This is a genomic window from Streptomyces sp. NPDC048290, from assembly GCF_040652095.1.
Taxonomy (GTDB): Bacteria; Actinomycetota; Actinomycetes; order Streptomycetales; family Streptomycetaceae; genus Streptomyces.
Window position 1 is genome coordinate 519212 of sequence record NZ_JBEZLM010000001.1, and the last position, 19734, is coordinate 538945.

The window sequence follows — 19734 nt, forward strand, 5'->3', positions numbered from 1 at the left end:
CGGGGAACCGGGCCTTCCGCGTCGTACGACCAGGTGTCCTGGTCTAGTCGAGGTAGTCGCGCAGGACCTGCGAGCGCGACGGGTGGCGGAGCTTGGACATGGTCTTGGACTCGATCTGGCGGATGCGCTCGCGGGTGACGCCGTAGACCTTGCCGATCTCGTCGAGGGTCTTCGGCTGGCCGTCGGTGAGGCCGAAGCGCATGGAGACCACGCCCGCCTCGCGCTCGGAGAGGGTGTCGAGGACCGAGTGCAGCTGCTCCTGGAGGAGCGTGAAGCTGACCGCGTCGGCCGGGACGACCGCCTCGGAGTCCTCGATCAGGTCACCGAACTCACTGTCGCCGTCCTCACCGAGCGGCGTGTGCAGCGAGATGGGCTCACGGCCGTACTTCTGGACCTCGATGACCTTCTCCGGGGTCATGTCGAGTTCCTTGGCCAGCTCCTCCGGGGTGGGCTCGCGGCCCAGGTCCTGGAGCATCTGGCGCTGCACACGGGCGAGCTTGTTGATGACCTCGACCATGTGCACCGGGATACGGATGGTGCGGGCCTGGTCGGCCATCGCGCGGGTGATCGCCTGACGAATCCACCAGGTGGCGTACGTCGAGAACTTGTAGCCCTTGGTGTAGTCGAACTTCTCCACCGCGCGGATGAGACCGAGGTTGCCCTCCTGGATCAGGTCCAGGAAGAGCATGCCGCGGCCGGTGTAACGCTTGGCCAGGGAGACCACCAGACGGAGGTTGGCCTCCAGGAGGTGGTTCTTGGCGCGGCGCCCGTCCTCGGCGATGATCTCCAGCTCGCGCTTGAGCTTGGGGGCCAGCTTGTCGGCGTTGGCCAGCTTGTCCTCGGCGAACAGGCCCGCCTCGATGCGCTTGGCCAGTTCCACCTCCTGCTCGGCGTTGAGCAGGGGGACCTTGCCGATCTGCTTGAGATAGTCCTTGACCGGGTCGGCGGTGGCACCGGCGGCGGCGACCTGCTGGGCGGGAGCGTCGTCCTCGTCCTCGTCGGAGAGTACGAATCCGGCGCTCTCGGTGCCCTCGGGCTCCTCCGCGCCGCCGCCCTTGGCCTCCTCAAGCGCCTCGTCCTCGACCAGCTCCGCGTCGTCCTTCTTGGCGGCGGTCTTCTTGGCCGCTGTCTTCTTCGCGGGTGCCGTCTTCTTCGCGGCGGCCTTCTTGGCGGTCGGCGCCTTCTTCGCAGCGGCCTTCTTGGCCGTCGGCGCCGCTTCCTCGGCGGTCTCGACGGCGGAGTCGCCGGGCGCTGCCGGAGCGGCGGCCGTGGTGGCGGTCGCCTTCCGGGTGGTCACCGTCTTGGCCGCGACCGTCTTGGTGGCGGTGCGCTTGGCCGGACTCTTCGCTGCGACGCTCTTGCGGGTGCGCTTGGGCTCTGCGGCACTGACCATCAGCGTCACACCCTCTTCCTCGAGGATCTGGTTGAGGCTGCGCAGTACGTTCTTCCACTGAGTGGCCGGAATCTGGTCAGCTTCGAAGGCCCGACGCACGTCATCGCCGGCGATCTGCCCCTCAGCCTTTCCCCGCTCAATGAGCGCCATGACAGAGACGGACTCGGCGATCTCCGGCGGGAGCGTACGGGATGTGCTGGCCGACACGAACAACCTCTCGGAACGTTGGAAAACGGCTTCCGGCCCCGTCCACGAGGACTGGAGCCGACCGCCGGCTTGGGGATGGGCCGACGGCGCGGGCGCGGGCCGGGAGATGCACAGCGCCATGAACGGCGTCCGTATTCCTCCGCGGCTGTCACCTCTTAGGTCATCGCGCTGTTACGGCGAGCGTTACGCCCAATCTGCGTGGCCCGAGTCACACCCCGTAAGCGCTCAAAAACGGTCAGATATGGACAGAGATGGTCTTGGAATCGCGGATGGATCGGGACGGGTCGCCGTACGCCACCAGCCCCGGAGCCGCTCCGCCGGACGTCCACGGGTCCACTCACGCTCTCCAGTCTGCCTCTCGGCCCAGGTTTCAGGTCGAGGCGCAAGCACGCCCCTCAGGCCAAGCCGTCGGCCGCGGTGGCACGGCGTGCGGGACACGGGAGGGCGGGGACGAATGCGCGCGCCCAGACTCAGGTCGATCCCTTGGCCGACACAGAAGGCCGATCCGGGCCCATGCTCGTCCCCCGGCCGCCTGGCGACCGCTCCGGCATGGTTGCGGGTACCCACCACCGCGGCGACTACTCGGGCGGGTGCCGAGTCAGGTTCCCGTTCCCTCTGCCGGGCCGGGTACGGCGCCCGATCCGGTGGCCGCAGGGCCCCGCCTCACGGCGTCCAGCCACACGGACTGAGTCACACGGACTGGTCGTCGGACCCCGCGGTGCCCTAGGGGCCTCGCGGGGTCCGACTGGGTCCTGCCTCCTGGCCGATCCCGCCGCGCCGCACGGTGCCGCGAGGAAGGGACGGGCACCAGCGAGCAACGGCGTCCCGCGCGGACCCGGGTCAGTGCTCGCGCGGGGCGGGCACCACGCGCTCCACCTCGGGGTGGACGGTGAGCAGTTGACGCATGGCTGTCTCCGCGCCCATGCCGTCGCCCGCGGCGAGCGCCTCGACGATCCTGGCGTGGTGCGCCAGAGACGCCTCATTGGGGCGGTCGCAGCCGGTGACCGGGCCGCCGGACACCTGGAGGGCCGCGGAGACGATCCCGGACAGGTGCTCCAGCATGCGGTTGCCCGCGACCTGGATGAGCAGGGAGTGGAACTCGGCATCCGCGCGGGAGAACGTCAGCGCGTCCCCCTGCGAAAACGCATGGCCCATGATCTCGACCATGTCGCCGAGGCGCTGCTGCACGTCCTCTCGGCCGTGTCCGGCCGCGAGCCGCGCGGCGAGCGGTTCGATCGTCCAGCGCAGCTCGCTCAGCTCGCGGCGCTGGTCGTCACGCTGGGGTCCGAAGGCCCGCCATTCGATGATGTCGGGGTCCAGGAGGTTCCAGTCACTGACCGGCCGCACGCGCGTGCCGACGTTCGGTCGCGCGCTGACCAGGCCCTTCGCCTCAAGGACGCGCAGGGATTCCCGGACGACGGTGCGGGAGACCTCAAAGCGCTGGCCGATCTCCTCGGGCACCAGCGGACGGTCCGCGCCGAGGTCACCGGAGACGATCATCTGGCCCAGCTGCTGTACGAGTTGGCCGTGGAGCCCACGTCCGCGGCTGCCCGCGGCACGCCGGCCCACGCGGCCCAGCTCGGGGTCCGCGCCCTCCCAGACGGGGGCCACGACGCGGTCGGCCGCGACGGGGGCCTCCGCGTAGGGGTAGCGGTCGAGTTCGCCCGGACCGGAGAGAGCGGAGTCCGTGGAGCGGGCGGGGGTCATCATGGTGTGCGCAAGGGTACTCACGCATCCTTTGTCGGCGCTGTCTCCAACTCCCTTGAGGGCTTTGGTGAAAAGCACACGAAAGGGTGATCGCTCACCCCGTCGCAATTGACGCCTTATCGGAAAGAAATGGGCTTTCCCCGGGGAGTTATGGGCATCCCGGTACGTTACGGGCTCGCACAGTCGTCATCGGACCCGGCTCCGCACGGTCGTGAGCAGATACGCGCAGAGCAGCGTGGTCAGCGACAACGCCAGCGCGCTGCCGACAGGTTGGGCGACCACCTTGGCCGCGGCGGCCAGATACCGCTCCCCGCCGAAGGGCCACTGCGCCAGCAGCACCTCACGCACCCGCATCGGAAACCCGGCCGCGGTGCGCACGGACGGCCCGTCCCAGAGCTTCTGCACGACGGGTACGACGACGACCGGCACCGCGACCACGGCCGCGAGCCCGGCGGTCGTGGACCGGAAGATCCCGGCGGCCAGCACCCCCGCCCAGGCGCATCCCACACACAGCGCGAACCAACTCGCGCCAAGCGCCGGCCAGCCATCGGGAACCTGAGCGACCTCCCGTCCGTATACGAGATACAACACCTCGGCGTCGCAGCCCACCGTGAGAGCCGCCAGCACCAACGCGGTGGCGGCGGAGACCAGCAGTTTGGCCACGAGCAGCCCCAGCCGACGGGGCACGGTGCCGCGGTCCGCCGCCAGGGCGGGATGGCGGAACTCGTCACCGAAGGCCAGCGCCCCGAGCAGCCCCGCGCCGAGCGCCGCGGGCGGCAAGGGCAGTTCCCGGGGCCAGGCGGCCAGCAGCCGGGCCTGCGGGGTGTGCCCGACCCTGGCCAGCACCACGGCGGTCAGCGCGGAGACGACGAGCACGGCGGCGGCCGTGAGGAACCCCGTGCTGATTCCTGCGGCCCGCCGCAACTCGTAGCGCAGGGGACGGAGCGGGCTGGGCGCGGGGCGGACCGAGATGGGGGGCGGGAGGTCGGGGAGCGCGTCGAGGGTGCGGGGGTGGGGGTGGGGGGTGGAGGCGGTGGTGGGGGTGGGGTGGGGGAAGGGGGAAGGGGGAGACAAAGAGGCGAGCAAAGGGAGTCCCTCGGGAGCGGACGCCGCCGCCTCGCCTAGGGCGGATACGGGCACGCCCTGACTCTCGACGTGCCTTTCGCCCGCCTCCGGGCCCGTGGCCGAGCCGATGACGGTGACCGCGTCTGTCTCGGCTTCCGATTCCGATCCCGATTCCGTCTCCACCTTCGTCGAGCCTTGCGCGGGCACCTGCCCCAGCGCGTTGGCGCCGCCCCCTTCAGTCACATGTGCCCCCTCCGCCCCACCCGACTCTGCTAGCCATCTGGCACCTCTGCCCCCTGCCACCTCACCAGCCCCAGCACCTGCCCCCGGCCCCATGTCCCCTACCTCGTCGGCGAGTTGATGGACAAGGACCCCATGCCGGAACGCGGTCTCTCCGACGTCGGCGCAGGTGCTGCCGTACACCGACAGTCGGTTGCCGTCCTCCCTCACGACCTCGACGGAGCGGTGAGCGGTCCGGGCCTCTTTGGCGAGCAGGGCGGCGAGGCGGGCGGCGTGCGGGCTGCGGACGGCGACGCGGGGGCGCAGCCGGGTGCGGGCGAACTCGGCCGCGTCCTGGTCCGCGACGATCCGGCCCTGTTCGAGGGTGACGACCTGGTCCGCCATGGTGGCGGCGTCCTTGGGCTCGGCCATGGTGAGCAGGACCGTGCCGCCTTGGCTCGCGTGCGACTGGAGGGTGCTGTGCAGCCAGTGGGTCTCGCGGCCGGAGAGCGCGTCGAAGGGCTCGTCCAGTACGAGGGTGTGCGGGTCGGGGAGGAGGGCGCAGGCCAGTCCGAGGCGGCGGTCCATGCCTCGGGCGAGGGTGCCGAGCCGTTCGTCACGCAGGCTGACGAGGCCGACCGCTTCGAGGACCTCGTCGGCCCGTCTGACGGGGACTCCGGCGGCGGCGCACAGCATGCGGAGATGGCCGCGCACGGTACGGGAGGGATGGCCGGGTACATCGCCGAGGAGTACGCCGACTTCGCGGGAGGGTTGGTCGATGCGGTGGAGGGGGCGGCCTCTGAAGTAGGTGGCGCCTCGGCCGTGTTGGAGTTCGAGCATCAGCCGGAGCACTGTCGTCTTGCCCGCGCCCTCCTCTGCGAGCAGCGCGGTCACCTGGCCTGCCCGTGCCTCGAAGGAGACGTCGTCGACGAGGGGCGGAAGGCCCTTGCGGGGGTTGCTGGTCAGTCCGAACGCCTGGATCACTCACAGCAAGATAGCGCGCTATGTCCGGTTTTTCGGGCAGTGCGAGGAACGCCGGACCGGCCGACCGGCCGCTTCGGACACTTGATCGGCCAGACTCCGCGCTCTCAGACCTCGGGGCGCAGCATCGGCGGGTTGAGCAGGGTGGCGCCTCCGGCACGGAACAGTTGTGCCGGACGCCCGCCCTGGCGTGTTGTCGTCCCCCCTGTCGGCACCAGGAACCCCGGGGTGCCGGTGACCTTGCGGTGGAAGTTGCGAGGGTCCAGGGCCACGCCCCACACCGCCTCGTAGACCCGGCGCAGCTCACCGACGGTGAATTCGTGGGGGCAGAACGCGGTGGCGAGGGACGAGTACTCGATCTTCGACCGTGCGCGTTCGACTCCGTCCGACAGGATCTGGGCGTGGTCGAAGGCGAGGGGTGCGACGGGCTCGTCGTCGCGGCCGTAGCCGTCCTTCTTCAGCAGGTCCTCGACGGGCGCCCAGCGGGCGTTGCTGGCGTCGCCGCCCGCGCGTGGCGCGGGCAGGTCGGGTGCGAGAGCGAGGTGCGCGACGCTGACCACGCGCATCCTCGGGTCGCGCTCGGGGTCGCCGTAGGTCGCGAGTTGTTCCAGATGCGCCCCGTTGTCGGCGGCGGGGACGGCCGGGTCGTGCACGCACAGCCCGGTCTCCTCGGAGAGTTCGCGCGCCGCCGCCTGTGCCAGGTCCTCGTCGGCCCGTACGAACCCGCCGGGGAGTGCCCAGCGTCCCTGGAACGGGGACTCGCCCCTGCGTACCGCCAGCGCGCAGAGCGCATGACGGCGCACGGTCAGCACGACCAGGTCCACGGTGACGGCGAAGGGCGGAAACGCTGACGGGTCGTAGGGCATGTCGTGATCATAGTCGTCTGCTTGACGATAAACACGCCCTTCATCGGCCCCGTCGGCTCCCGACCCCATGCGGCCCTCGATGGCCCTCACCGGCGGCTCCACGCCTTCGTCCGGTGGCTGCCCATGGGCGGTCAGGCACCTAGTTGGAGGTGGTCTGCCGCCGCCTCGACCATGGCGAGACCGAGGCGGCTGACGCGTACGGAGAAGGGTGCCCCGGCAACTCTGAGGTCCGTGAGACCGATCTCGCCGAGCGGGGCGCTGCGCAGGGGTCTGAGGCGGACCGTACCCGCCGGGGCGTCGGGGCGGATTCCGGCCAACGTGGTCATCAGCAGGACCACTGCGGCGGCGGCTGTGGCGGCCGGCCGACAGGCCGCCGGGTGGGGAAGCGGAGCGCCGCCCTCGGTGCGCTGCTCGCCCGCGTACATCTCCGGCAGCCGGTGACCGAAGGACTCGGCCGCCGCCAGCAGGCCGCGCAGCAGGGATGTCGCCTCCTTCTCGTATCCGGCGAGGGCCAGTCCCGCGACGGCGACGGCCGTTTCGTGGACGCGGACGGCTCCGCTGCGATGTCCGAACGGGTTGTGGCCGGTTTCCTTGGTGCCCAGCCCGCGCAGCCCCCACCCGGAGTCCATCGCGGGGCTGCCCAGGAGTCGGGCGAGTTGTTCCGTCTGGACCTTGTCCAGCAGTCCGGGTGCCTGTGCTCCTCCGCCGAGCAGCCCGGTGTCGAGCAGGTGCGCGGCGGCGGCCCCGAGGTGGGGTACGAGTGCGCCGTCCGGCATCCGGGCCGCGGCGGGGTACCCACCGCTGAGGTCGTCGATCCAGAACCGGTCCCGGAACGCCGTCCGCTGCCGCTCGGCCCACAGCCTGAGTCCGGCCCCGCCTGGTCTGCCGTAGGAGTCGAGCAGATCGGCGCCGAGGAGCGCGGCCCGGTGCGCGTGGGCCTGTGTCTCGGCTCGGACCGGCCCTCCTGGCTGCGGGTCGGGCAGGTGGATGTCGTCCCCGGCCGTCGCCCGCAGCCAGGTCAGGCAGCGCTCGGCTGCCGGGAGGAGTTCCTTGGTGTCCTGTTCGGGCATGCCCCAGCGGCGGGCCTCCGCGAGGAGGGTGGGGAAGAGGAGGGTGGCTTCGGTGCCGGTGCAGACGGGAGGCAGATGGGGGCCGCCGTCGCGCAGCGGACCGGGGATCATTCCGGACCGTGGTGCGGGTCCGCCGAGTTGGGTGCGGGCGAGCGTGCGCAGGGTGCCGACGGCCAGCCGGGTGCCGAGTGGCAGGGTCATTCTGGCGGCGGCCAGCGCCTCGGCCGGGGCCATCCCGCAGCGCCAGGGGGCTCCGGCGGCGAGATGGGTGTCGGACGGGTGGTCGGGGTCGCGCAGGAGAAGGGCCCGGAGGTCGTCGACGCTGGTTTGCAGGAGCGGGGCGACTCTCGGGTCGTCGCCCGTGGCCCGCGCGGGGGCCAGTGGGTTCGTCGCCGCCTGTCCGGCCGGGCGTGGTGGTCCGGCTCCGTCGAGCCGGACCCGCAGTTCCACGGTGGCGCTGGCGCCCGGTGTCAGGTCCAGCTCCCAGCGGAGCAGTCCGGCCGAGGCCAGTGCGTCGCTGGGCGGCGGATCAGCGGTGACCGAGGAGGACCCGGTCGGGGAGGTCCAGCGCAGTCCGGAGTCATGGACGCTGGCGGTCAGTTCGGGCCCGGTGGTGCCGGAGGCGATGGCGCTCATGGTGGCCAGGTCCGTGCCCAGTGTCAGCTCCAGGGGCAGCCGCATCGGTCGCCGGGCGGCGCTGCGTACCGTGATCCGTTCTGTGCCGTCCGCGTGCCGTACGCGTTCGACGATCACGTCCGGGTCCGCGCCGGGTTCCGGAGAGGCGCGCAGGGTTGCGACGAAGCGTGCGCTGTCGGCCGTGGCCATCCTCGCCTGTACCGGCGAGGGCTCACGCCCGGCGATCCGCAGTCGGCAGCGGGCTAGGAGGCGCCGACCGGAGCGGTAGAAGCCGTCCAGGCCGTGTCCGGTCAGTTGTCCGTGCTCCGTGGAGATCGCGAGGCCAGGGAGGCTTACGCAGATCAGGGTGCGGTGGGCCGGGGGGAGACCGGGGGGTTGGCGGGGGTGGGGGGTCGCGGGGTTGGGGGACGGGACAGGGGCAGGAGCGGGGGTTAGGCGGCGGGGATGTCCAGGAGGGGGAGGTGGCTGCGGACGCCCCTTCGCGGGGGCCGGTCCGGGGAAGCGGCTTCGGAGTGGCGGATCGACGGGGCTCTCCCGGCGGCCGTGCACACCTGTGCTGTAGGCCGATGGTGGGCGGGGGGTGGGCGCTGGACTTGGTGCCTCCCGTTCTGGGATCGGGCAGTTCTCGGCCGAGGGCGGGGTGGGCTGGTGCATGGGCGGCTTCCTCCGCGCTCGGTGTGCCCCGGGCCGGGCGGGCGAGTCGTCCGGGGCGGGCTGTGCGGGCAGGTCGGACGGGTGGGGCGGGCGACGGCCGAGCGTCCCGGGTCGTGTTCCGTGAAACCGGGTGTTCCGTCCGGGCGCTCCGCCACTCAGGTGAACGGGGTGTCCCTCTGCGTGGTCACGCCTTTGGGGGTCCGAGGTGCCTGAATGGCGGCGGGTGAACTTCTGCCTGACCGCCTGTGTCAGCGCCTGAGCGGTCGTCCGCGTCCATCGAGTCCATCGAGTCCATCGAGTGCGTGGCGTCCGTGGCGTCCCCTCACTCCTCCGCATCGGTCCCGTCGTTCCCGGTCTGGGCTCCGTCGGCAGGTGCCAGCGGGGTGCCGAGCGGTTCGCGTGCCGTCCGGTGCGAGCACGTCCCTGAGGGGCGAGCGGCGGCCGGGCGCGTCCGGTCCGGAGCGGGTGGGGTGCGCCGCGTGCCGGTGGGGCGACCTTCCGGGGACGCGGTGCAGGAGGCGCTGCTTCCTCCAGTGGCCGAACGCGGGCGGCGGCGACGCTGGGCTGGCATGTGGGCCTCGGGGACCTCCGCAGAAGGGGGCAGGCAGACCTCGGATTCCGTGTCGGCCGTCGGTGACCCGCCGCCCGATGACGCCGTCTCGGGCGTGGCGCTGTCGCCGGTACGTGCACCGTCTGACTGCGGTTTCCGCTGGTCGCGTGTGGTACGTCCAGCCCGTTCCGACCGCAGGCAGCGTCGGATCGCCTCAGGGTCGAGCCCTTCGTTGACCGCCTGGTGGAGAAGGCGGGCGAAGAGGTATTCGGTGTCGGCGCCCAGCGCCATGGCCAGGGCTTCGCGGGCCTCCAGGTCGTCGCCGGTCGACCAGGCGACCCATCCGGCGAGGGTGAGCGGTGCCGCGGCGTGCTCCGTGTACGGGCCGACGCAGCGGCGGGCGAGGGCTCGCCAGAGCCGTAGGGCGGGTGCGGCGACATCGCCTTCCATCCACTCGGCCACCTGGTCGCGGGTCGTACGGTCCTGGAGGCCGAGGATGAGCGAGGCGGCCTCGTCGTGGGTGAGGAGGGTGTCGTCGCGCAGGTCCGCCGGCAGTGGGCCCGGCACCTTGGGCGCGTCGGCAAGGCGGCGCATGACCCGCTCGGCGAGTTCCACGGTCTCCGTGGCCACCGCTGCCCTGTTGTTGGCGTCGAGAATGCGGGGAACCATCGACATGCCCGCCTTGTCCAGCGCGATCTCCTGTTCCAGCGCTGACGCCGTCTCCATGGGCATCAGCCTGGCCCGTAGTTCACGGAGGGTGCCGCGGACCTGGAACCCGGCGTACGTGGCCGCCGCGGCGAGGACCGACGTGCCGGGAAGGCCCATGGCGACGCCCTCGGGTGGGCAGCAGTCCGGCCGGGAGCAGCAGTAGGACCAGAAGCGGCCTCCGGAGATGCAGAGCGCCTCGATGACCGGTACGTCGAGGAGCCCGCATTCCACCCGTAGGTGCTGGGCCAGGCCGTACAGCCTGTTCCTGACGTCCAGCCCGGTCTCGCCCGGCGCCGGTTCCTGGCAGACGTAGGCCACCATCTGCTCCGGGCTGCTGCCTCGGCGCCTGCTGCCCGTCACCAGTCCGTGGGCGAGCTGCTTCGCGACGGACGGCCAGTCGTCGGGGTTCGTGGGGATGCCGAGCCTTGCGCGGCCTCCCAACCGTCCGCGTCCGTCCTTGTTGTGCAGGGAGACCAGCACGATGCTGTCCTCGGGGCGGTATCCGAGCAGGTACGGCAGGGCGTCGGCCAGTTCGCCGGGGCTACGGAGGGTGACTCGCTGGGTGTCTCCATGCCCGTCGTAGGCGGAGATGCCGCTGCCGGTCTCCCGGGGCTCGTCTCCCTGCTGGCCGGACTGCTTGCGGTCGCGTCCCGCGCGGTCGTTGGCGGCGCGGCCATCTACGGCGTAACCGTGGGTGGCCTGGTCGTCGATGGTGTCGTCGCTGATGGTGCCGTCGATGAAGCTACTGGCGTTGGTGTCGTCGTGGTCGAAAGATCCCGTGGATTCGCTGTGGTTCGTCATGTCTCGACGATCTCGCGGAACTCAATCTTCCGCTTGCCCCTGTGGATAACTCCGATCAGGAACACGTCACGGAGCGTCAATCTCCGCTACATGAGCAGCCGTTCAAGGGCTGGCCCACTCTTCACCACCGGATGTCATATCGATGCCTCAACAATTCGACATCCACCATCCGCCGCCACAGGAGATGAATGCCGATGTACGCCCGGAACGAGTCCGTTCCATGTGAGGTTCCGAGCCAGGCCCAGGACACCGATCTGATACGCCGCCGCGTCATGACCGGTGCCTGCACATCAAGGCGAGCCTGAGATAGCTCCAGCTCGATTTCGGCCATGTGGTGCGCAAGAACATGTACGTCACCGACATGCCTGCCCTCGTGGGAGTCCTCCCGTACCGCAAGGACATCGACCGACCTCAGCACTGTCCCCGCCAGAGGTCACGTCCTCAGCCCATCAGGCGGACAGAGGTGCCCGCCCCACCTCGCTCACGCCGCCGCCGCAAGTACCAGCGGAAGCACCTCCCCGCTTCCCGCCCGTCGCAGCAGCCGCGCGGCGACCGCGAGGGTCCAGCCGGAGTCCGTGTAGTCGTCCACGAGGAGGACCGGTCCAGGAGTGGCCGCCAGGGCCGCGGCCAGGTCCTCGGGGACGGCGAAGGTCCCGGACAGCGCCCTGAGTCGCTGGGCGGAGTTGCTGCGCCGTACGGCGTGCCCGTCGCCGGTGTGCGCGATGGTGCCGAGGAAGGGCATACGGCCGACGTCCGCGACGCCCCGGGCCAGCGTGGCGACCAGGTGGGGGCGGCTCATGGAGGGCAGGGCGACGACACCGACGGGCCGTGGGGCGGCGTCCGGCCCCTCCGTGGCCCAGCCGCCCGGGGACCGCGCCCAGTCGGCCAGAACGGTCACTGCGGCCCGTAGGACGTCGTCGGGGACCGGTCCGTCGGACGCGTTGTCGGCGAGCAGCGGGCGCAGCCGGTTGCCCCAGCCGATGTCCGAGAGCCTGCCCAGTGCCCGCCCGGTGGCGCACTGCTCCTTGGCCGGGATACGGCCCTTGAGATCGATGCCCAGGGCGGGCATTCCGGTGGGCCACATACGACGGGGCTCCACCTCGACGCCCGGCCGGTCGAGTTCCCGTTCGGCGCCTGTCAGCGCGTCGGTGGAGACGGAGGGCTCGATCCAGGGACCCGCGCAGTTGTCGCAGCGCCCACAAGGGGCGGCCTCCGGGTCGTCCAGTTGGCCGCGGAGGAACTCCATGCGGCAGGTGTCGGTCCGTGCGTACGCGCGCATGGCCTCCTGCTCGGCCGCCCGTTGCCGGGCCACCCTGGCATAGCGTTCTGCGTCGTAGCGCCAGGGCTCTCCTGTGGTGATCCAGCCGCCCTTGACGCGGCTGACCGCTCCGTCCACGTCGAGGACCTTGAGCATGGTTTCCAGCCGGGTCCGCCGCAGGTCCACCGTCGCTTCCAGGGCCGGGACGGACAGGGGGCGTTCCGCGTCGGCCAGCGCCGTCAGGGTCTGGCGCACCTGGGGCTCGCGCGGGAACGCGGTGTCGGCGAAGTAGCGCCAGATGGCCTCGTCCTCCTTGCCGGGCAGCATCAGGACATCGGCGTGTCGCACACCGCGCCCCGCGCGGCCGACCTGCTGGTAGTAGGCGATGGGCGAGGACGGCGAGCCGAGGTGGACGACGAAACCGAGGTCCGGTTTGTCGAAACCCATACCGAGCGCCGACGTGGCCACCAGTGCCTTGACCCGGTTGCCCAGCAGGTCGGCTTCGGCCTGGAGCCGGTCCGCGTTCTCCGTACGGCCCGTGTAGGACGCCACGGGGAAGCCGCGCTGGCGGAGGAAGGCGGTGGCCTCTTCGGCCGCAGCGACCGTCAGCGCGTAGATGATCCCGGAGCCTGGCAGCTCGTCCAGGTGTTCGGCCAGCCAGGCGAGCCGGTGCGCTGCGTCCGGCAGCTGGAGCACTCCGAGGCGCAGGCTCTCCCGCTCCAGCGATCCGCGCAGCACCAGGGCCTCTCCGGCGCCGGTCCCCAGTTGTTCGGCGACATCGGCGGTCACGCGCGCGTTGGCGGTGGCGGTGGTGGCCAGCACCGGGATGCCCGGGGACAGGTCGGCGAGCATGGACCGCAGCCTGCGGTAGTCGGGGCGGAAGTCATGGCCCCAGTCGGAGATGCAGTGTGCCTCGTCGACCACCAGCAGACCGGTCGTGGCCGCCAGCTTGGGGAGGGTCTGCTCGCGGAAGTCGACGGAATTGAGCCGTTCGGGACTGACCAGGAGCACATCCGTCTCGCCGCGCTCCACCTCGGTGTGGATCGTGTCCCACTCCTCAGGGTTGGCGGAGTTGATCGTGCGCGCGCGGATGCCCGCCCGCGCGGCGGACTCGACCTGGTTGCGCATGAGCGCCAGCAGCGGCGAGACGATCACCGTAGGGCCGGAGCCACGCCGACGCAGCAGCGCGGTGGCCACGAAGTACACCGCCGACTTTCCCCAACCGGTCCGCTGCACCACCAGCGCGCGCCGACGGTCCCGGACCAGCGCGGACACCGCCTGCCACTGGTCCTCGCGCAGCCGCGACGCCCCTCCCGGGTCGCCCACCAGCTCGGCGAGGATGGCATCGGCTTCGGCGCGCAGCTCCTGGTCGTCCATGTCTCCATGCAACCCGATGGGTCTGACCATGGGCCACCCGCACCCCGGTACCCCGCCGCGCGCGGAGGCCGGGCAGGTCACCACTGCTCCTTGCGGCCAAAGGCCGAACGGGCGAAACCACGACGCGGCACAGCATCACTCGATAGCGTTCGGAACCATGTGCAGCCTCGTGGGAGGCACCCTGATGCGCCCTCGCACCCTGCGTCACCTGGTGACCGTTTGGGTAGGGATATAAGCCACGCCACAGCCGATACGGGTCGGTGACCCCATTTGCTCGTTGCCGCATCTCAGTTCGACAGGAAGAATTGAGGTCCGCTCCCCGCACGGCCCGGTCGTGATCCGGAAGGGCTCCGCCGCGGTGTGCGCTCCCCCGACCAGACCCCGCCCGCAGTGCGGGCGCGTAGCCGAAGGGAGGATCGTGACCTTCGGATTCGCTCCGTCCTCCGCAGTATCCACGTCGTCCTCGGCCGACCTGTCCACCGCCTCCACCAACCCCTTGGCCCGTACGCTCGAACCGGCGGAGTGGGCCGCCGCGGGTATCCCCCTTCTGCGCAATCCGAGGGAGGTCGTCAGCGGGCTGTACGCCCGGCACCGCCCCATGCCGCTCACCGCTGTCGTGGCGGTGCTCGACCCCGACGAGCGGTTGCTGGCCAGCGCCTCATTCAAGCGGAGGACGGCCCCTGCCGACGGCTGGATGCTGCGCAACGCCCTGCTGTCCCAGCTGCGCCGGGTCATCCCGCACGACCTGCGCCGCCGTACCCCGGTGCGCACGGCGATGCTGCTCTACTGCCGGGAGGGCGACGCGCGTTGGACGGAGGAGGACGGGGCGTGGATGTGGGGCCTGCGGGACGCGTGCACCCTGCATGGGCTGCGGTGCGGGGCGTACATCACACTGACCCGGGACGGCTGGCAGGTGCTCGGCGAGGGCCGGGGCGGTCGCAGTCCCAGCATCGGTTCGACGCCTGAGCCTTTCGCCACGGCGGAGGCGCCCCCTCCGTTGCCGCGTACGGGCGGTGCCGCGTCGGAGATCCTCAGCCGCGTCGCGGCCCGCTGACGGCCTGGGCCAGCGTGCCCGTCCGGTCGGCCCGCCCCGCTGGATTCCGTCCAGGACAGCCGCTTCCACGGACCTACTGACAGGCAAGCGTGAGACAGCTCCGCGCCCACTCCCCTGCCCGAGCGTCGGCGCTCCGCCAGGACGGGCCGACACAGGGTGGACGGACACGGGGATGGGCGGGTACCAGCCCGACAGCATGGACCGACACCCCCGTCGGTCCATGTCCCACAGCCCCGGGCAAGCCGAAGCACCGGCACGACCCGTCGGGGCAGAAGCCGGTGCGCCCTCCGTGCCTTCACCAGCGTGGCGGCAGCTCTCTTGCCTTCGCCTCGCTACCGGAACCGGGCCAGGCTCAGACGCCTACGCCCAGCACCGTGTTGATCTTCTTCGGGTCGCCGCAGACGATCAGGAGGGCTCCCGCCCGGCTGAGGGCCAGCGGCAGCGCCGACGCGGCGGTGTCGTCGGAACCGCCATTGACGGCGACCACGACGACGGGTCGGGAAGCGGCACGGCTCAGGGCGGCGGCGTCGGTGTAGAAGACGTCGTCACCCGCGTCGTGCTGCTGCCAATAGGAGGCTTCACCGAAGGACAGCTCGTGAGCCGCCCAGGGGTGTTGTTCGCCCGTGGTGACGACCAGTACGTCACTGGGGGCGCGGCCCGATTCCAGCAGCAGGTCCACGGCTTCCTCGGCGGCGTCGAGGGCGCCTTCGGCGGAGGCCGGGATCAGCTGGATCTGCGGGGCCGCCGAGGTCGGGGCGGAGGCAGGGGGGCCCGACGGTGCGGGCTTGGCCGGAGCCACGTCACGCGGCGTGCGTTGCACGGGCGGCGCCGGCCGGAGCGGGCCGGGACGACCGGGACGCGAAGGTGCCACGGGGCGGGGACCGGGTACAGGACGGGGGGTCGGCGCGGTACGGCCACTGGCCGGGGTGGCGCGGGGACCCTGGGCACTCTCGTGAATCTGAGGCTCCTCGGGGATGAGAGGCATGAGCTGATGTTAATCAAACACTGGTGCGACGCACACAGGCGGGTGGCACGTACGTGCGAGCGGAATCGTCAGAAATCGAAGCCGAGCTGACCCTCGATTTCCGGAACGCTTCCCTCCGCCCAGCTGCGGGCCTTCTTGAGGTGCCGCCACTGGGGCAGCGCATCAAGATACGCCCACGACAACCGGTGGTACGGGGTGGGGCCCCGCTCCTCCAGCGCGGCCTTGTGCACAGGTGAGGGATACCCGGCATTGTCCGCAAAACCGAAGTCTGCATGGTCGATACCCAGTTCGGCCATCATTTTGTCGCGCTGAACCTTGGCGATCACCGAAGCCGCCGCGACAGCCACGCAGGAACGGTCCCCCTTGATCACGGTGCGCACCCGCCAAGGCGACCCGAGATAGTCGTGCTTACCGTCGAGTATCACGGCGTCGGGCCGGACCGGCAGGGTCTCCAGAGCGCGTACGGCCGCCAGACGCAGCGCGGCCGTCATACCCATCCCATCGATCTCTTCGGGAGAGGCATGCCCGAGGGAGTACGAGGTCACCCAGGTACGCAGCGCCTCGGCGAGTTCCGTACGCCGTTTGACAGTGAGCAGCTTGGAGTCGGTGAGACCTTCGGGGGGTCGACGCAGTCCGGTGATCGCCGCGCAGACGGTGACGGGTCCGGCCCAGGCACCCCGCCCCACCTCGTCGACACCGGCAATGATCTTCGCTCCGGTCGTGGCGCGGAGGGAGCGCTCGACGGTGTGGGTAGGCGGTTCGTACGGCATGGCGCCCTTAGCGTACGCCGCCCGGATCGCCCGGTGACACCCCACCTCCCCGAGTGGCGCACAGAGCCGCCGAGGGCTGGGCTCAACTGCTGCTCGGCCGGGGCGGCGGGCTGGCCAAGTCGTCCGCTGTCCCCTGAGAGCCGTCCCCCTTCTCTTCGCTCGCACAAATCTCTTGAGCGGTAGCCGTCAGCACCGAGCTGGGGTCGAAGGCATGGCCGTTCGCCGCGCCGTGCTTCGCTTCTCCGCCTTTGACGCCACGGGAGACGACCCCTTCCAGTGGCCCACTGAGGGACTCCGCCACTCCTCCGGAAATCACCCCGTGAAACCGCTCGACCAGCGCGAGGTCGCATTCGTGAATGCCCCTGCACCACGCGGAACCTGGCCGCGAACAGAACCGCCGCACACACCACGACGACACCCGAAACGACAGTGAGGGCCACAACCGCGGACCCCGCCGTCTGCACCCCCAGACGTCCCAGTGACGCCAACCCGCTCCCCGCACTCACCCCCAGCACTCCGCCGCAATCGCGGCCCCTGCACGGACCACACAGCGCACACAGGGGGAACGCCCGGCCGATCACAGAGAGTTCCCATCACGCACAGAGAGTTTCGGCGGTCCCGTCGGGACGCACAGCCAGCACTAGACCGGAATGGCTCAGGCGACACCCGGACGCAAGCAGGCGCCCTCCTCACGGCCTCGTGCCCGCTGATCCGACGGGCACCACACCCGCTTCTCTGAGCAACCGGGACCGCGGAGAACCCGACCCGCTATGAGCCCTCCGGCACCCACCCCGGCAGCGCCTCCACCCGCTCGCCCCAAGCGACCGGCGGCGCGCCAGCCTTACCCGCGGCCAGCACACCGCCCACGATCGCGCAGGTCGTATCGACATCGCCGCCGACCTGCGCGGTCGTCCAGAAGGCCCGCTCATAGTCGCCGAGGGCACGCGCGGCGGACCACAGGGCGAAGGGGACGGTGTCATGGGCTGTCGTACGCCGACCGCAGCCCAGTACGGCGGCGACGGTCGCGGCGTCGTCGTAGTCGAGCATGTCGCGGGCGCGGCGGAGTCCCGCGCCGACCGCGCTTCTCGGGATCAGGGCGACGACGCCGTCGAGGAGCGACTCGGCGCTGGGCGGCCCGTCGGGGGCACCGGCCAGCGCGGCTGCGGCGGCGACCGCCATGGCGCCGACCACGGCCTCGCGGTGCTGATGCGTCGGATAGGCGGAGATCTCGGCCTGATGGGTCGCCTGCTCGGGGTCGTCCGCGTACCAGGCGCCCAGCGGGGCGACGCGCATGGCGGCACCGTTGCCCCAGGACCCCTGCCCGTTGAACTGCGCGGCCGACAGTTCGCTCCAGTCGCCGCCCTCCCGGACCAGGCGCAGCAGCCGGTTGACGGCGGGGCCGTACCCGCGGTCGAAGTCATGGCGCCCGGCGAAGGAGGCGGCCAGGGCGTCCTGGTCGATGCGCCGGTGTGCGGCGAGGACGGCGACGACGGAGCAGGCCATCTCCGTGTCGTCGGTCCACTGCCAGGTGCCTTCGGGCAGCTCGCGCCGCTTGAGCAGGGGATAGTTCACCGGGACGAAGAACTGTGAGCCCAGTGCGTCCCCCACCGACAGTCCGCGCAGGCTGGCCAGCGCACGGTCCAAGCGGCTGTCGGAAACGGAGTCAAAGGTCATCGCCCTGCCACTCTATCCGGTGACCCCGTACGACTCCGGATCGCGCCAGCGTTCGAATGGGCGGTCAAGGGTGTACTTGCCGTCGTCTCCAAGAACGAGCATCCGCATCTCGCCGTTCCCGGGGTTCGCCAGCGACTCGAAATCCGCGACCGTCCAGTGGAACCAGCGCATGCAGAACAGACGCATGGCCAGCCCATGGGTCACCAGGAGCACGTTCGGAGGATGGTCGGGCGCCTCGAAGCTGCGGTAGAGGCTCTCCAGGAAGCCGCCGACCCGGTCGTACACATCGGCACCGCTCTCGCCCTGGGCGAAGCGGTAGAAGAAGTGGCCGTAGGCGTCCCGGTACGTCTGCTGTAGCCGTACGTCGTCGCGGTCCTGCCAGTTTCCCCAGTCCTGCTCGCGCAACCGGGGCTCCTCACGCACCCGTATCTGCTCGGGGTCGAGATGGAAGGCGCGGAGCGTCTCATGGGTGCGGCGGTACGGGGAGACGTACACGCTCACCTGCTCGCGTCCGAACAGCTCGCGCAGTCGTTTCCCGGTCTCCTCCGCCTGCCGCCAGCCCAGGTCGGTCAGGGCCAGCGCGTGGTCGGGTTCACGCTCGTACACGGTGTCATCAACATTGCCCGTTGACTCCCCGTGGCGGACAAGGACGATTCGCCGTGGTCGTGCCATGCCGAAACCCTAGATCGGGGGACGCGACAGCGAGCAGTCGTGGGGGCTCCATACGGCGTAGGTCACACAATCTCCCCACCTTGGATCATGTGCGCCGCTCGATGCATGCGCGTGGCGGCTGTCTCTCGTGCGTCGGACCCCACCACGCCCGCGCACGTACGCCGGTCCTTTGTGGACGGCTCCCTGCGGCTCCCCGCGCGGTGCCGGTCCGCATCGTGTTCAGGGGGGGGAGGCGAGCGGTGCTGCTGCTCCCCCGCCGTCGAGAGACGGGTCCCACTCTCACCGTCCAGAACGGCCGCGTCCGGGAGAGCCCCACATACGCACCCGTCCCGGCCGGCTTCCGTTCACACCGTCCAGGACGGCTCCATCTCCACGATGTCGCCGGTGAGCGCGGCGACGTCCGCCTCGGTCTGGGCGCGCAGGGCGAGCCGCTCGACCCGTTCGGTGCGGTACTTGCCGTGTTCGGCGGCCTGCTGCCACATGGACAGCACCAGGAACTCGTGCCCTGGGGCCTCGGCGAACAGTCCGCGGACCATTCCGGGCGAGCCGGCCATGGCGGGGTTCCAGACCTTCTCCTGCATGAGAGTGAAGTTCTCGACCCGCTCCTCATGGACGCGGCACAGGGCCACCCGGATCAGGTCGGCGTCGACGAAGCGGGGCTCGAAGCCGGTCTTCACGTCGAAGCGGTAGTCGAACAGCCTGACCTGGGCGTCCTTGAACGTGCCCGACTGGGACGCGGCGAGCCGGTCGTGGGAGCGGGCCATGAAGGAGTCGTAGAAGGCGCGGGTCTCCCAGAAGGTGAAGATGTGCGCGACCGAGGGCCGCATCCGGCTCCAGCCGCCGCCCTGCCCGCGAAAACCCGGCTCACCCGGAAGCCCCGCCCACTTTCGCTGTCCCCGCTCGAACCCCCGGCGGTCCACCACGGTGCAGCGAATCCACTTGACCAGCACCGCGCCATCGTAAGGCCAGGGGGGTGTCATGGGTCACGGCCGGTAGGAGCGCACACGCGCGTGCGCCCGCCGCCGCGTGGCAGGATGGACAACCGGCCCTGTTCACGGGGCAGTTCGCGGTGGATACGTACGGGGAA

The 19734-nt window shown here is 71.0% G+C and carries 13 protein-coding genes; 1 reads left to right on the forward strand and 12 read right to left on the reverse strand.

Annotation, left to right across the window (positions count from 1 at the left end; translation table 11 throughout):
- Positions 1-43: 43 nt before the first annotated feature.
- The 7 genes from AB0D49_RS01865 to AB0D49_RS01895 all read right to left on the reverse strand — a co-directional run bounded on the left by AB0D49_RS01865 (position 44) and on the right by AB0D49_RS01895 (position 13492).
- Positions 44-1600 (reverse strand): RNA polymerase sigma factor, encoded by a 1557-nt coding sequence (locus AB0D49_RS01865; protein ID WP_362749059.1) that lies wholly within the window; start codon positions 1598-1600, stop codon positions 44-46.
- An 840-nt stretch (positions 1601-2440) separates the two neighbouring features.
- A complete protein-coding gene (locus AB0D49_RS01870; protein WP_362749061.1) occupies positions 2441-3331 on the reverse strand; it encodes a FadR/GntR family transcriptional regulator in 891 nt (296 codons plus the stop codon).
- A 162-nt stretch (positions 3332-3493) separates the two neighbouring features.
- Positions 3494-5575 (reverse strand): ATP-binding cassette domain-containing protein, encoded by a 2082-nt coding sequence (locus AB0D49_RS01875; protein ID WP_362749064.1) that lies wholly within the window; start codon positions 5573-5575, stop codon positions 3494-3496.
- A gap of 104 nt (positions 5576-5679) precedes the next feature.
- Positions 5680-6438 (reverse strand): NUDIX hydrolase, encoded by a 759-nt coding sequence (locus AB0D49_RS01880; RefSeq protein ID WP_362749067.1) that lies wholly within the window; start codon positions 6436-6438, stop codon positions 5680-5682.
- 131 nt (positions 6439-6569) lie between these two features.
- Entirely contained in the window at positions 6570-8798 is a 2229-nt protein-coding gene (locus AB0D49_RS01885) for a glycogen debranching N-terminal domain-containing protein (RefSeq protein ID WP_362749070.1), read from the reverse strand.
- Positions 8799-9120: 322 nt separating this feature from the next.
- Positions 9121-10857 (reverse strand): DUF4192 family protein, encoded by a 1737-nt coding sequence (locus tag AB0D49_RS01890; protein ID WP_362749073.1) that lies wholly within the window; start codon positions 10855-10857, stop codon positions 9121-9123.
- Between the two features lie 481 nt (positions 10858-11338).
- On the reverse strand, positions 11339-13492 hold the full coding sequence (locus AB0D49_RS01895; protein ID WP_362749076.1) for a RecQ family ATP-dependent DNA helicase: 2154 nt from the start codon (positions 13490-13492) through the stop codon (positions 11339-11341).
- A gap of 418 nt (positions 13493-13910) precedes the next feature.
- Here AB0D49_RS01895 and AB0D49_RS01900 point away from each other — a divergent pair, with 418 nt between their 5' ends.
- Positions 13911-14546 carry a hypothetical protein gene (locus tag AB0D49_RS01900; RefSeq protein WP_362749079.1) on the forward strand — a complete coding sequence of 212 codons (636 nt, stop codon included), beginning with the start codon at positions 13911-13913 and terminating at the stop codon, positions 14544-14546.
- A 352-nt stretch (positions 14547-14898) separates the two neighbouring features.
- Here AB0D49_RS01900 and AB0D49_RS01905 read toward each other — a convergent pair whose 3' ends face one another.
- The 5 genes from AB0D49_RS01905 to AB0D49_RS01925 form a co-directional block, all read right to left on the reverse strand.
- A complete protein-coding gene (locus tag AB0D49_RS01905) occupies positions 14899-15531 on the reverse strand; it encodes a hypothetical protein (protein ID WP_362749082.1) in 633 nt (210 codons plus the stop codon).
- Positions 15532-15599: 68 nt separating this feature from the next.
- Complete coding sequence (locus tag AB0D49_RS01910) at positions 15600-16301, reverse strand: ribonuclease HII (RefSeq protein ID WP_362749085.1); 702 nt, start codon at positions 16299-16301, stop codon at positions 15600-15602.
- 768 nt (positions 16302-17069) lie between these two features.
- On the reverse strand, positions 17070-17975 hold the full coding sequence (locus AB0D49_RS01915; protein WP_362749088.1) for an ADP-ribosylglycohydrolase family protein: 906 nt from the start codon (positions 17973-17975) through the stop codon (positions 17070-17072).
- Between the two features lie 12 nt (positions 17976-17987).
- Positions 17988-18647: a histidine phosphatase family protein gene (locus AB0D49_RS01920; protein WP_362749091.1), complete on the reverse strand. Its 660-nt coding sequence runs from the start codon at positions 18645-18647 to the stop codon at positions 17988-17990.
- 344 nt (positions 18648-18991) lie between these two features.
- A complete protein-coding gene (locus tag AB0D49_RS01925; protein ID WP_362749094.1) occupies positions 18992-19597 on the reverse strand; it encodes a YdbC family protein in 606 nt (201 codons plus the stop codon).
- Positions 19598-19734: the final 137 nt, after the last annotated feature.

Bases quoted from the DNA above. Each gene is read 5' to 3' on its own strand.
- AB0D49_RS01880 (WP_362749067.1), bottom strand. From the start codon at position 6,438: ATGCCCTACGACCCGTCAGCGTTTCCGCCCTTCGCCGTCACCGTGGAC.
- AB0D49_RS01885 (WP_362749070.1), bottom strand. From the start codon at position 8,798: ATGCACCAGCCCACCCCGCCCTCGGCCGAGAACTGCCCGATCCCAGAA.
- AB0D49_RS01890 (WP_362749073.1), bottom strand. From the start codon at position 10,857: ATGACGAACCACAGCGAATCCACGGGATCTTTCGACCACGACGACACC.
- AB0D49_RS01895 (WP_362749076.1), bottom strand. From the start codon at position 13,492: ATGGACGACCAGGAGCTGCGCGCCGAAGCCGATGCCATCCTCGCCGAG.
- AB0D49_RS01905 (WP_362749082.1), bottom strand. From the start codon at position 15,531: ATGCCTCTCATCCCCGAGGAGCCTCAGATTCACGAGAGTGCCCAGGGT.
- AB0D49_RS01910 (WP_362749085.1), bottom strand. From the start codon at position 16,301: ATGCCGTACGAACCGCCTACCCACACCGTCGAGCGCTCCCTCCGCGCC.
- AB0D49_RS01915 (WP_362749088.1), bottom strand. From the start codon at position 17,975: ATGACCTTTGACTCCGTTTCCGACAGCCGCTTGGACCGTGCGCTGGCC.
- AB0D49_RS01920 (WP_362749091.1), bottom strand. From the start codon at position 18,647: ATGGCACGACCACGGCGAATCGTCCTTGTCCGCCACGGGGAGTCAACG.